This window comes from Cupriavidus sp. KB_39 (assembly GCF_052114485.1).
GTDB lineage: Bacteria > Pseudomonadota > Gammaproteobacteria > Burkholderiales > Burkholderiaceae > Cupriavidus.
In genome coordinates this window covers 13929-26613 of the sequence record NZ_JBFREV010000041.1, presented here as the reverse complement: position 1 = coordinate 26613, position 12685 = coordinate 13929, and the positions used below count along the sequence as shown (strand labels likewise).

At 69.8% G+C, this 12685-nt stretch carries 12 protein-coding genes; 8 read left to right on the top strand and 4 right to left on the bottom strand.

The features are described from left to right. Positions 1-70: 70 nt before the first annotated feature. Genes AB4Z27_RS24205 through AB4Z27_RS24190 form a run of 4 tightly spaced genes read left to right on the top strand, consistent with a single transcriptional unit; the run spans position 71 to position 4416 of the window. Entirely contained in the window at positions 71-1624 is a 1554-nt protein-coding gene (locus tag AB4Z27_RS24205; protein ID WP_441645447.1) for a flavin-containing monooxygenase, read from the top strand. 31 nt (positions 1625-1655) lie between these two features. Next, positions 1656-2549 (top strand): SDR family NAD(P)-dependent oxidoreductase, encoded by an 894-nt coding sequence (locus tag AB4Z27_RS24200; RefSeq protein ID WP_441645446.1) that lies wholly within the window; start codon positions 1656-1658, stop codon positions 2547-2549. Continuing rightward, positions 2546-3547, top strand: coding sequence for an alpha/beta fold hydrolase (locus tag AB4Z27_RS24195; protein ID WP_441645445.1), 1002 nt, complete (start codon positions 2546-2548; stop codon positions 3545-3547). Before AB4Z27_RS24200 ends, AB4Z27_RS24195 begins: the two co-directional genes overlap by 4 nt. Then, complete coding sequence (locus tag AB4Z27_RS24190) at positions 3544-4416, top strand: metal-dependent hydrolase (protein ID WP_441645444.1); 873 nt, start codon at positions 3544-3546, stop codon at positions 4414-4416. Before AB4Z27_RS24195 ends, AB4Z27_RS24190 begins: the two co-directional genes overlap by 4 nt. On the opposite strand, the gene AB4Z27_RS24185 is transcribed toward AB4Z27_RS24190, so the two are convergent. Then, positions 4413-5225, bottom strand: a complete 813-nt coding sequence (locus tag AB4Z27_RS24185; RefSeq protein WP_441591544.1) for a MerR family transcriptional regulator — start codon at positions 5223-5225, stop codon at positions 4413-4415. The two genes, AB4Z27_RS24190 and AB4Z27_RS24185, sit on opposite strands and share 4 nt — an antisense overlap. Positions 5226-5304: 79 nt before the next feature. Between AB4Z27_RS24185 and AB4Z27_RS24180 the strand changes: the two genes are divergently transcribed. The 4 genes from AB4Z27_RS24180 to AB4Z27_RS24165 all read left to right on the top strand — a co-directional run bounded on the left by AB4Z27_RS24180 (position 5305) and on the right by AB4Z27_RS24165 (position 10614). Beyond that, a complete protein-coding gene (locus AB4Z27_RS24180; RefSeq protein ID WP_441645443.1) occupies positions 5305-6249 on the top strand; it encodes a LysR family transcriptional regulator in 945 nt (314 codons plus the stop codon). A 197-nt stretch (positions 6250-6446) separates the two neighbouring features. Beyond that, positions 6447-7427 (top strand): Bug family tripartite tricarboxylate transporter substrate binding protein, encoded by a 981-nt coding sequence (locus AB4Z27_RS24175; RefSeq protein WP_441591540.1) that lies wholly within the window; start codon positions 6447-6449, stop codon positions 7425-7427. Positions 7428-7441: 14 nt separating this feature from the next. After that, complete coding sequence (locus AB4Z27_RS24170) at positions 7442-8416, top strand: M14 family metallopeptidase (protein ID WP_441645442.1); 975 nt, start codon at positions 7442-7444, stop codon at positions 8414-8416. 185 nt (positions 8417-8601) lie between these two features. Next, positions 8602-10614: a methyl-accepting chemotaxis protein gene (locus AB4Z27_RS24165; RefSeq protein WP_092291092.1), complete on the top strand. Its 2013-nt coding sequence runs from the start codon at positions 8602-8604 to the stop codon at positions 10612-10614. Between the two features lie 46 nt (positions 10615-10660). On the opposite strand, the gene AB4Z27_RS24160 is transcribed toward AB4Z27_RS24165, so the two are convergent. From AB4Z27_RS24160 to AB4Z27_RS24150, 3 genes are all read right to left on the bottom strand, one after another. Continuing rightward, complete coding sequence (locus AB4Z27_RS24160; protein WP_092291094.1) at positions 10661-11260, bottom strand: Sbal_3080 family lipoprotein; 600 nt, start codon at positions 11258-11260, stop codon at positions 10661-10663. 198 nt (positions 11261-11458) lie between these two features. Beyond that, a complete protein-coding gene (locus tag AB4Z27_RS24155) occupies positions 11459-12025 on the bottom strand; it encodes an OB-fold putative lipoprotein (RefSeq protein ID WP_441645441.1) in 567 nt (188 codons plus the stop codon). Between the two features lie 33 nt (positions 12026-12058). Continuing rightward, positions 12059-12682, bottom strand: coding sequence for a TetR/AcrR family transcriptional regulator (locus AB4Z27_RS24150; protein ID WP_092291098.1), 624 nt, complete (start codon positions 12680-12682; stop codon positions 12059-12061). Between the last annotated feature and the right edge of the window lie 3 nt (positions 12683-12685).

Below are 12685 nucleotides of genomic sequence, written 5' to 3'. Positions count from 1 at the left end.
CACAATAAACGGTGTCGCTAACGAACCGCCGCCAGCCGGCGCCGCCAGCGCACCCACCGGAACGCCCTCTATGAACGCACCCGTGGACCTGCCGGCCGGTCTTGGCACCGAAGTCACCTGCGACATCGCCATCATCGGCAGCGGCTTTGCCGGGCTGGGCATGGCCATCCGCCTCAAGCAGTCTGGCGAAGACGATTTCCTGATCTTCGAGCAGGCCGAGGCGGTGGGCGGCACCTGGCGCGACAACCACTACCCCGGCTGTGCCTGCGATGTGCAATCGCACCTCTATTCGTTCTCGTTCGCGCCGAACCCGGACTGGTCGCGCATGTTCTCGACCCAGCCGGAAATCCGCGCCTACCTGGAACACTGCACGGACCGCTTCGGCCTGCGCCCTCACCTGCGCCTTGGGCATTCGCTCCAGCAGGCCACCTGGGACGCCCCGGCAGGCTGCTGGCGCCTGCGCATGGCCGATGGCCGGCGCGTGCGGGCGCGGGTGCTGGTGTCGGGGATGGGCGGCCTGAGCCGGCCATCGATCCCCAATATTCCCGGCCTCGATACCTTTGCGGGCGCGATGTTCCACTCGCAGCAGTGGCGCCATGACACGCCGCTGGCCGGCAAGCGCGTTGCCGTGATCGGCACCGGTGCCAGCGCGATCCAGTTCGTGCCGCAGATCGCGCCGCTCGTCGATCAGCTCGACCTCTACCAGCGCACCCCGCCGTGGATCATGCCGAAGCCGGACCGGCCGGTCTCCGCCACCGAGCGCTGGCTGTTCCGCCACCTGCCGTTCACGCAGGCGCTGGCGCGCACGGGGATCTACTGGATGCTCGAATCGCGCGTGCTCGGCTTCGTGCTCCATCCGAAGCTGATGAAGGCGGTGGAGCGCATCGCGCGCCGCCATCTCCGGCGGCAGGTGCCGGACCCGACCCTGCGCGCCACGCTGACGCCGGACTACACCATCGGCTGCAAGCGCGTGCTGATTTCGAACGATTACTACCCGGCGCTGATGCGGCCCAACGTGGACGTGGTGACCACCGGCATCGACCACGTCGAGGCGGACGCCATCGTCATGCGCGACGGCACGCGCCGCCCGGCGGACTGCATCATCCTCGGCACCGGCTTCCACGCCACGGACCCGCTGCCGCGCGGCGTGATCGTCGGCCGCGACGGCGAAGACCTGCTCGATGCCTGGCGCGATGGCGCGCAGGCCTACCTCGGCACCACCGTGGCCGGCTTCCCGAACCTGTTCCTGATCGTCGGCCCAAACACCGGCCTGGGCCACAGCTCGATGGTGTTCATGATCGAGTCGCAGGTGAACTACGTGCTGGACGCGCTGCGCCACATGCGCCAGGCCCGCCTCCAGGCCGTGGACGTGCGCCCGCCCGTGCAGGCCGCCTTCAACCGCAACATCCAGCAGAAGCTCGGCCACGCCATCTGGAGCGCCGGCGGCTGCGCCAGCTGGTACATCGACCCACGCAACGGCAAGAACACCACGCTGTGGCCGGGCTTCACCTGGCAGTTCCGCCGCGCCACGCAGGCTTTCCAACCGGCCGATTACGAGCGATGGCCGGCACGGCAGCCGACTGGCATGCCGCAGCCCGAGGACGCCGACGCGATCCGCRTCTAGCCCCACACGCCAAATAAAAGAGGAGACCCGCATGAAGGTGTTTCGAAACAAGGTGGCCGCCATCACCGGCGCCGGTTCGGGCATGGGCCGATGCCTGGCGATCCAGCTCGCGCAGGAGGGCTGCCACGTGGCGATTTCCGATTGCAACGAGGCGGGGCTGGCGGAAACCGCTGCGCAGGTCGCGCGCCATGCGCCGGGTGTGACGATAACGGCGCACCTCGTCGATGTGGCGRACCGCGCCGCCGTCCACGCCTGGGCAGACGACGTGGCCGCCGCGCATGGCCGCGTCAACCTGATCTTCAACAACGCCGGCGTGGCGCTGTCCAGCACCGTGGACGGCATGCAGTACGACGATCTCGACTGGATCATCGGCATCAACTTCTGGGGCGTGGTCCATGGCACGAAGGCCTTCCTGCCGCATCTCAAGGCCAGCGGCGAGGGCCACATCGTCAACACCTCGAGCGTGTTCGGCCTCTTCGCGCAGCCCGGCATGGGCGCGTACAACGCCAGCAAGTACGCGGTGCGCGGCTTCACGGAGTCGCTGCGGCAGGAACTCGACCTGATGGACTGCGGCGTCTCGGCCACCACGGTGCACCCGGGCGGCATCAAGACCAATATCGCGCGCGACAGCCGCGTCTCGCCGAGCGTGAACGGCCTGCTTGTGCGCGATGCCCAGCAGGGCCGTGAAGAGTTCGAGAAGTTCTTCATCACCACGCCCGAGAAGGCCGCCGGCATCATCCTGGACGGCGTGCGCGCCAACAAGCGGCGCGTGCTGGTGGGGCCCGATGCGTACGCGGCAGACGCCATGGCGCGCCTGCTGCCGGCGGCGTACCAGTCGCTGGTGGTGCGCGAGACGCGCCGCAAGCGCAAGACGCTGATGCCGGACGGCACGCCGGCGGCGGCCAGCGAAGGAGAGCGCGCATGACCCGCGCCGCGTTGCCGCGGGAAGCCGCGCTGCAGGCGCCGCCGGGCGCGTTCACGCGCTGGTTCGGGCAGGGGCGGGTGGGCTTCTTCAGCCTGTCCCGCGCTACGCTGGCGCGCCGCTACGCGCTGCCGGCCTCGCGCTGGGTGCAGGTGATGGGCGCGCTGGTCCACTACACCGAGGAGGGCGTGCCCGAGGGCGAGCCGCTGGTGCTGATCCATGGTTTCGGCGCGTCCCTGCACACCTGGGAAGGGCTGATGCCCGCGCTGCGCCAGCGCTACCGCGTGCTGCGGCTCGACATCGCCCCGTTCGGCCTGACCGGACCGCTGCGCGACGCACGCGGCCGCGTGGTGACGATGGACATCCACGTCTACCGCGACTTCATCGACGCCTTCCTGGCCGCCGTGCAGGTCTCGCGCGCCACGCTGATCGGCAACTCGCTGGGCGGGCTGATCGCCTGGGACCTGGCCGTGCGCCGCCCCTCGCTGGTCAACCGGCTGGTGCTGATCGATGCGGCCGGTTTCCCGATGCAACTCCCTATCTATATAGATCTGTTCCGCCACGCGCTGGTGCGCTGGTCGGCGCCGCGCCTGCTGCCCGAGTGGATCATCCGGGCGGCCACGCGCGATGTGTACGGCGAYGCCTCGCGCGTGCCCGAGGCCACCTTCCGGCGCTATGTCGATTTCTTCTACGCCGAGGGCAGCCGCRAGGCCATCGGCCGGATGGTGCCGAAGCTCGATTTCGCCGACCTCGCCACCGACCTGCTGGCCGGCGTGCGCGCGCCGACGCTGGTGCTGTGGGGCGACCGCGACCGCTGGATTCCGCCCGCGCACGCCGACGCCTTCCTGGCGCGGCTGCCCRACGCCACCCTGCGCCGCTACGCCGGCCTGGGCCATATCCCGATGGAGGAAGACCCGCACCGCGTGGCGACCGACCTCCTGCCGTTCCTGGACGCCGCCGGCGCAGGCCGTCCGCTTTCGATCAAGGAGCTCACATCATGATGCCAGTCCGTCGCGACGTGCATCCGCACCTCCCGCCAGCCCGCATCAGCGACTGGCACGAGCGCGGCCCCCACGTCACCCAYTTCATCAACGCCCTGTCGATCTTCTTCCCGGCCGGCGAGCGCTTCTTCATGGACAGCGTGCGCCACTACCGCGACCAGCTCACCGACCCGGAGCTGAAGCGCGCCGTGGCCGGYTTCATCGGCCAGGAGGCGATGCACACGCGCGAGCACATCCTCTACAACCGGCTGCTCGACGACGCGGGCCTGCCGGCGAGCCAGCTCGACAACTTTGTATCAAAACTGTTGAATTTKCTGCGCAAGATCCTGCCGCACTCGTGGCAGCTCGCGCACACCATCGCGCTGGAGCACTACACGGCGATGCTGGCCGGCGGCATGCTGTCCGACCCGCGCCACATGGGCCGTTCGGAGCCGGGCTACCGGCAGGTGTGGACCTGGCACGCGCTCGAGGAAACCGAGCACAAGGCCGTGGCCTATGACGTCTGGAACGCCGTGATGAAGCCCGGCCCGTACCGCTACCTGCTGCGCGCGWTCACCATGCTGACCACCACGGTCACGTTCTGGGCGCTGGTCTTCGTCTTCCACGTGCGGCTGGTGATGGCGGACAAGACCTGCCGCCACAAGCTGCCCGGCTTCGGCAAGGTCGTCAACTTCCTCTGGGGCGCGCCGGGTGTGCTGCGCAAGATGATCCCGGAATGGTTCGACTACTTCCGGCCGGGTTTCCATCCGTGGGACGAGGACAACCGGGCCGAACTGAACCGGATCGGGCCGCTGATCGAGGAGATCGAGCAGACCGCGCTGCAGGCCGGGGCCAGCACGCGCGCGCCGTCGATCCGCAGCGCGGCCTAGCTGCGSGGTTCGGTAGGAGGTTCCGAGGGAGGCGCGGCGGGATCGTGCAGGTGTTCAAGGATCGCGGCGACGCGGTCCCCGAGGTACTTGTTGGCCGAGATYTCCAGCGCACGCATCATCTCGGTCTCCACGGCCACCATCGCCAGCGGGCGGATGCGCCAGAGGATGTCCACCAGCCGGGGCACCTCGGCCGGCGGCGGCAGCTGGCCTTCGCCAAAGCGGTCCAGCTCGCGCACGACCATGCCGACGATGCGGTCGGACACGGCCTGGAAGTGGCTGCGGGAATGCTCGATGATGTCCAGCACGTCTTCCAGCCCGAAGCCGGCCCGGGCGATCTCCGCGCCGGCCATCAGCGCGCGCGGGCTGCGCGCGAGGTAGCCGAAGCCGTCCGGCTCCAGCAGCCCCAGCGCGATGGCCTTGGCCAGCGCCGGGCGCGACACCGCACGGCCGAACAGCCGGGCCAGTGCGAGGTAGGAATAATGGCGCGGCGCCTCGCTGTTCCACGGGCTGCTGATGGCCGTCTCCAGCCCGAGGATGGAGCGCAGGTCGTGGCCTTCGACGATGGCCTTGAGCAGCTCCATGATGTTGGCGAGCGTGTAGCCGCGCGCCAGCAGGTGATGGATCAGGCGAAGGCGCCCGAGATGGGTTGGCGTGTAGATGCCGACCCGGCCACGCCGCTCGGGCGGATCGATCAGGCCGCGATCCTGGTACGAGCGGATATTGCGCACCGTGGTGCCGGCCGCGCGCGCCAGTTCGTCGATCGTGTATTCGGGATGCGGCGGCTTGGCGCCGCGCGGTTCGGTGGCCATGGGGGAAAATTCTAACCGAGTCGCGCAGGGGCCGGCGCTACAATGCCCGATCTCCCGCCTGCCCCGCCCGCCGCCCCCCATGCACATCCGTTGGCTCGAAGACTTCGTCTGCCTGGCGCAGGCCGGCAGCCTGGCGCGCGCGGCCGAGTTGCGCAATGTCACGCCGCCGGCGTTCGGCCGGCGCATGCAGGCGCTGGAGGTCTGGGCCGGCGCGCCGCTGATCGACCGCAGCGCGTTTCCCGTGCGGCTGACCGCCGAGGGCCGCCAGTTCCTTGAAGCCGCCGAAGCCGCGCTGCGCACGCTCGACGAAGCACGCCTGTCGCTGCGGGCCGCACATCGCGCTGATGCCAAAACGCTGACCATCGCCACCGGCAAGACGCTGGCCCGCTCGATGGTGCCGGCGTGGCTGGCCGGCCTGCGCCACGCGCTGCGCGACGACCCGGCCGGCGCCGGCTTCCGCACGCGCATCTCCACCCATGCCACGCACGACGCCCTCGCGCTGTTCACCGAAGGYGACGTCGATTTCCTGCTCTGCTACAGCCCGCACGACCTGCCCGTGATGCTGGACGAYGCGCGCTACACCTTCCACCCGGTGGGCGTGGAGCGGCTGGTCTGCGTGGCCGCCGCCGACGCGCGCGGCGGCCCGGCCTATCGGCTGCACCGGGCCAAGACCGCCACGCGTACCGCGCCCGTGCCGATGATCGCCTACGCCGAGACGCTGACCATGGGCCGCATGGTCAATCAGGAAATCGCACGCCGGAAGCTGGCTGCGCGGCTCGATGTGATCGCCGTGAGCGATTTCGCCGAATCGGTGCATGAGATGGTGCGCCAGTCGATGGGATTGGCCTGGCTGCCCGCCCGGCTGATTGCCGACGACCTCCACGCGGGCCGTCTGGTGCGSGCCGATCTGGACGGCGGCGACGCCTCCGACCTYGCCCTCGACATCCGCCTCTACCGGCCCCGGGCGTCGATGCGCGCGCTGGCGGAGGCGTTCTGGCGGGCGGCGGCGCAGCGGGCGGATTAGGACGCGTCTTAGCTGTCGATTCGCGCGCAGAATCGGGAGCGAACTCCGTCGATTTTCGACCCACATTTGTGCGTCCAACTGCACCATTCCGGCCCATTGCCGAAATGGCAACCCGCATTGCCAAAGCCGCATGCCGGCGCGCCCGGCGCTCACTACCATCGCCGGACAACACCACACCTGCCGGAAGAGAAATCACCATGAAAACCCTGCTGCGCGCGGCCGCTGCCGCCTCCCTGAGCTGTTGTGCCCTCGCCGCCACCGTCGCCCAGGCGGCGGGTGGCTATCCCACCAAGCCCATCACGCTGGTGGTGGGCTACACCGCCGGGGGCAGCGTCGATCTGGTCGCCCGCACCGTGGCGCCGGAGCTGGGCAAGCGGCTCGGCCAGAGCGTRGTGATCGAGAACCTCGGCGGCGCCGGTGGCACGATCGGCGCGTCGAAGGTGGTCAAGGCGGAGGCGGATGGCTACACGCTGCTGCTGGGCTCGGGCAGCGAGGTCTCCATCGCCCGCCTGACCAACCAGGCCGTGCGCTATGACGGCGAGAAGGATCTGGCGCCGATCACCTTCGTCGGCACGCAGCCGATGGTGCTGGTCGGCAAGCTGCAACTGCCGGCCAAGGACGCGGGCGAGCTGATGGCGCTGGCCAAGTCGCAGCCGGGCAAGCTGTCTTACGCCTCGTCGGGCGTGGGCACGCCGCTGAACCTGGCGGGCGAGCTGATCAAGCAGCAGGGCAAGGTCAACATCACGCACGTGCCGTACAAGGGCGCCTCCGCGATGGCCACGGACCTGCTGGGCGGCCAGATCGACCTCGCCGTGATGGTGCTGTCGTCGGCGCTGCCGCATATCCAGGCGGGCCGYGTRCGCGCCTATGGCGTGACCGAGGGCAAGCGCGCCAGCGTGGCGCCGAACGTGCCGGCGCTGGCCGAGACGCCGTCGCTCAAGGGCGTGGACATGGGCGTCTGGTTCGGCCTGATGGCGCCTGCCGCCACGCCGCGCCCGGTGATCGACCGCCTGAACACCGAGATGCAGGCCGTGCTGGCCCTGCCGGACGTCCGCAAGAAGCTGGCCGAAGCTGGCGTAGAGGTGGCGCCGGCCAATCCGGCCCAGTTCGGCACCTTTATCAAGCGCGAGACGGCCCGCTATCGGACCATCGTGCAGACCGCCGATATCCGCGAGTAAATAGGATTCTTTCCATGACGCAGACGCCTCCCGCCTTCGCCGCCTATCCGGTGGAGGTCAGCTTTCCCGATATCCGCCCCTACGCCGCCGGCAACACCGGCATCGCCTACGTCCACACGTTCGATTCCGGCCTGCCGGGCCCGCAYGTGATGGTCAACGCGCTSACRCACGGCAACGAGGTCTGCGGCGCCATCGCCGTGGCCGGCCTGCTCGACCACGGCCTGCGTCCGCGCCGGGGGCGCCTGACGCTGGCGTTCGCCAATGTGGACGCCTACGCCACCTTCGACGCCGCCCGGCCCGATGCCTCGCGCTTCGTCGACCAGGACTTCAACCGCGTCTGGACCGCCGCCGTGCTCGACGACACCACGCGCGATTCCAGCGAACTGCGACGCGCCCGCGCCATGCGCCCCGTGATCGATACCGTGGACCTGCTGCTCGACCTGCACTCGATGCACGAGAAAAGCCGGCCGCTGATCGTCTCCGGGCCGCTCGACAAGGGCATCGCGCTGTCGAAGGCGCTCGGCGCCCCGGCGGACATCATCGTCGACGAAGGCCACCCCGAGGGCCGCCGCATGCGCGACTACGCCGGCTTCGGCGACCCGGSCAGCGCGCGCAACGCGCTGCTGGTGGAGTGCGGCCAGCACTGGGAGACCGCCGCCGTGGACGTGGCGCGCGACTGCACGGCGCGCTTCCTGCTGCAGGCGGGCATCGTCGAAGAAGCGGATTTGCCGGCCGGCTGGCTGCGCCCGCTCCCGGCGGCGCAGCGCGTGGTACGCGTGACCGAGCCCGTGGTGGCGGCGAGCATGGACTTCCGCTTCGCCGGCCCGTACACGGGGCTGGAAACCTTCGACCAGGCGGGCACCGTGATCGGCTGGCGCGATGGCGAGCCGGTGACCACGCCGTACGACCACTGCGTGCTGGTGATGCCGTCGCTGCGCCAGCTTCGGCCGGGTGTGACGGTTGTGCGACTTGGTCGGCTGGACGTTTGATCGAACACATCCATGCAACCGGTTGCAATCGACATTGCATCCTGATGTGACCTATTAGAGTAAGCGTTCGATCCATTCAAGCCGGGGGGCGCGCCATCCGTTATTGACGCTGTGACGACCTGCCGTCAGAGCGGGCGTTGCCCGCGCGCCATWAAGGTGCGTGGAATTGCCACGGAGCGCCCCTTTTGACTTCTCTCTCACTCTCCCGACCCGCGTCGGCCGGCCGCGCGCGCGCGCTCGCCGGTAGCTGGAGCATCGGCACCCGCATCGCGCTGGTGGTGCTGGTCGTCCAGATCATCGCATTCGGCGCCTACGCGCTGGCGYTGTCCCTGAGCAGCATGCATCAGCTCGAGGACCAGGCCCGCGAGGCCATCTACGCCGAAAGCCAGACCCTCAGCGAACTGGTCGGCCAGCTCGACGACACCATCCTCCAGGAAGCCGATCGCTTCATGCTGAGCTTCGCGGCCGTATTGCCCGGCCCGTACAGCGTGGACCCGGCGCAGACCGTGGAAGTGGCCGGCAAGGCCACACCGACGTTCCGCAGCGGCGACCTCGTGCTCAATAACAGCTTCGACGTGCCCGACCGCTTCCTCGCCACCACCGGTGGCGTGGTGGCGACGGTGTTCGCGCGCACCGGCGACGACTACATCCGCGTAACCACCTCGCTCAAGAAGCAGGACGGCCAGCGCGCCATCGGCACGCTGCTGGACCGCGCCGGCGCCGCCTACACGGCCGTGGCGGCGGGCAAGTCCTACCGCGCGCTGACSTGGCTGTTCGGCAAGCCCTATATGAGCAAGTACGARCCGGTGCGCGACGCYGGCGGCAARATCGTCGGCGCGCTGTACGTGGGCGTGAACGTCGAGGCCGAGCTGGCGATGCTGAAGAACCGCATCCGCCGCAAAGCCATCGGCAGCGATGGCCACTTCATGGTGATCGACGCCCGGCCGGGCGCGGACCAGGGCAAGGTGCTGGTCGACCGGGCCGGCGGCGAGGGCTCGGTGCGCATCGACGCCAAGGACGCCGATGGCAAGACCTGGGTGCGCGACATGATCGCCGCCAAGGAGGGCTCGATGGTGCACACGGTGGCCATGGGCAATGACGGCAATGGCGCCACCGCCGARCGCCTGACCGCGTTCGCCACCTACCCCGAGTGGCAGTGGGTGATCGCCGGCACGGTGCCGATGGATTCGCTGCGYGGCGAACTGGTGGCGAGCCGCAACCGCTTCCTGGCCGCCGGCCTGCTGGTGGCGCTGGCGGTGTCCGCCGCGTTCTGGTGGCTGCTGCGTCGCATGGTCAGYCAGCCGCTGACGCACGCGGCCGGCGCGGCCTCCCGGCTGGCCGAGGGCGACCTGACTGCCCGGCTGGACAGCCCGCGCAATGACGAGATCGGCGAGCTGATGCGCGCCATCGACGGCGTGGGGCAGGGGCTGACCGGCATCGTGGACAAGGTGCGCGGCAGCGTGGCGGCCATCGCCGGCAGCACGAGCCAGATCGCCAGCGGCAACGCGGACCTGTCGTCGCGCACGGCCTCGCAGGCGGGCAGCCTGGAGCGCACCGTGGCCAGCATCGAACAGCTTTCCGCCACCGTGAAGCAGAACGCCGACAACGCCCACGACGCCAACGCCGCTGTGGCCAGCGCCGCCGAGGCCGCCCGCGCGGGCGGAATGACGGTGGGCAAGGTGGTGGATACGATGGCCGAGATCCATCGCAACGCGCAGCAGGTGGTGGACATCATCGGCATGATCGACGGCATTGCCTTCCAGACCAACATCCTGGCGCTGAACGCCGCCGTGGAAGCGGCCCGGGCGGGCGAGCACGGGCGCGGCTTTGCGGTCGTGGCCGGCGAGGTGCGCAGCCTGGCACAGCGCAGCGCCAACGCGGCGGGCGAAATCAAGGGGCTGATCGAGCGGACCGTGACGGACCTGAAGTCTGGCAACGAGGCCGTGCAGCAGGCCGGTTCCGCCATCGACGACATGGTGCGGCGCGTGGAAGGCATGGCGGCGCTGATGAGCGACATCAGCGTGGCCTCCCGCGAGCAGGCGCAGGGGCTGGCGCAGGTCAGCGGCGCGGTGGCGGAGATGGATACCACCACGCAGCAGAACGCCGCGTTGGTGGAAGAGGCCGCCGCGGCCGCCGAGAGCCTGCATCACCAGGCGCAGGAGCTGCGCCAGGCGGTGGAGGTGTTCCGGCTGGCCTGATGGCTGGGCTGCTGGTTGGCCTGACTGCTGGCCTGACCGGGGACGGTCAGGCGGCGGGTGCCGGCGCCGGGGCTGCCTCGGGCGCCGGTGCCGGGGCGGGCGCTGCCTGGGCCGGCTGCGGCTTGGGCTTCAGGCCCGGGAAGAGCTGGTCGACCAGTTCCTCGATCTTGGACGCCGGCGGGATCAGGTGGCTCAGGTTCACGCCGCCCGCGCTGCGGTTGGCGTTGAACAGGGCCTTGCCCACGCGCTCGCCGTTGCGGTAGATGGTGATGTCCGCCGAGGTCAGGAATGGCGTCACGTAGGTCTGGCGCTGGGCCGTGTAGGTGGCCGTCATCGGGCACGAGGCGATCGACGAATACGGCGGCAGCATCTTCACCTCGAAGTTGCGCGCGCGCAGCGAGGCCGCGAAGTCTTCCACATAGGCATTGCCGTTCACCTGGTTGGTGACCACGCAGAACAGCGCGCCATCGGCGCCAATCACCTGGTTGCCATCGACACGGAATTCGGCCGGGCCGCCATAGGCACCGGACTGGTAGCCGGCGATGGGGTCGTACGTGACCGGCCGGTCAACCGGGGTGACCGCCTGGTAGGTGGAACAGCCGGTGGCCAGCAGGGCCAGCGCAGCGGCAAGGGTTGCTCTCTTCATGGTGTGTCCTGGATCGCGTCGGCGAGGGTGCCGGCCGCCCGGGCTCACAACAACAAGCGAGGGGCGCAGTGCCGGCAGCATGCCTGCGTACTGTAGGCGTGCGGCGCGGCGGTCAATGCGGGGAACAGAGGGGGAAAATCGGCCCAGCCGTGCTGTCAGGCGGCCAGGCGGCCCGGGAGGCGCTTCTTCGTTRGGGACTTAGTTGGCGCCGCCACGTACCAGGCACTCGTTCAGCAGCGGCGTGCCACCCTCGGCCAGCCCGGCGCCGGTGCACTCCACGGCCACCTTCTGGCCGCGCCGGACCATCGTGGCGCGTGCCTCCACCTCGCATCGGCGMCCGGCCGGTCCGCAGATCTGTTCCGGCAGCAGCACGGCGCGGACCACCTGGCCCGGCGCATCGGTGCGGATCTCCAGAAACACCTCCGTCCCTTCACGGCGAATGCCGCTGGCCACGCCTTCCACGATGAAGTATTTGCCCCGATAGCGGTCGTCGGCCGCCCCGGTGTTGTCSCGATAGTCGTTGAGCAGGGCCGCCGCCGCGTACTCGGGCAGCCGGTCGGCGGGACGGTTCTCGTCGATGCTGATCGGATCGAGCGTGCCGTCGTGCGGAATGCCGCGCGGCACGCTGGCCGGCACCACCTCGGCCGTCTCGACGGGAGCGGGCCCGGTCGGCACGATCTCGCCAGTGTCATTGCCGACAAACCACAGGATGCCGATGATCGCCACGAAGACGATGATGAGAAGGGTTTGCCGGAGACGGGACATCTTGGAGGGGGGCTGAGGAGGAAAAGCGGCAGTTTACCCGGTTGGGCCGCCCGAGACCCCATCGGCGTCGCCAACCTGCGCCAGCAACTGCGCCTTGGCCGCCGCCAGCACCTCGTTGGACARCCCGGTGCCCAGCGTGGCGCGCGACAGCACGAGCGCGCCGACCATCGTGGACATCTGCGCGATGGCCGCCGCGCGCCGTGCCGCCGGGTCGTCGCCCGGCTGCACGCCCTCGAGGATCTCGAGCAGATCGCGGATACCGTCGACAAAGGCCGCACGCACCGGTTTCTCCTCGCCCTCGCGGGCGACGTCATTGGCCAGCGCCGCCGCTGCGCAGCCGGTGCCGGCGGCGTTGCGGTTGCGCACGGACAGGTAGTTCTCGATCAGCCCGGCGAGGGCGGTGGCCTTGTCCGGAGATTCCTCCACCCGCTTGCGCCAGCGCGCGCCCGATTCCTCGAACGCCCGCGTGCAGGCGATGGCCGCCAGCGCATCCTTCGACGCAAAATGGCCATAGAACCCGCCATGCGTCAGCCCAGCCGCCCCCATGAGGTCCGCCACGCTGATGCCATGAAACCCCTGCTCGCGAAACAGCCGCGAGGAGACCTGTTCGATAGTGACGCGGTGCCGTTCGGCTTCCGCCTTGGAGACGCGGGGCATGTG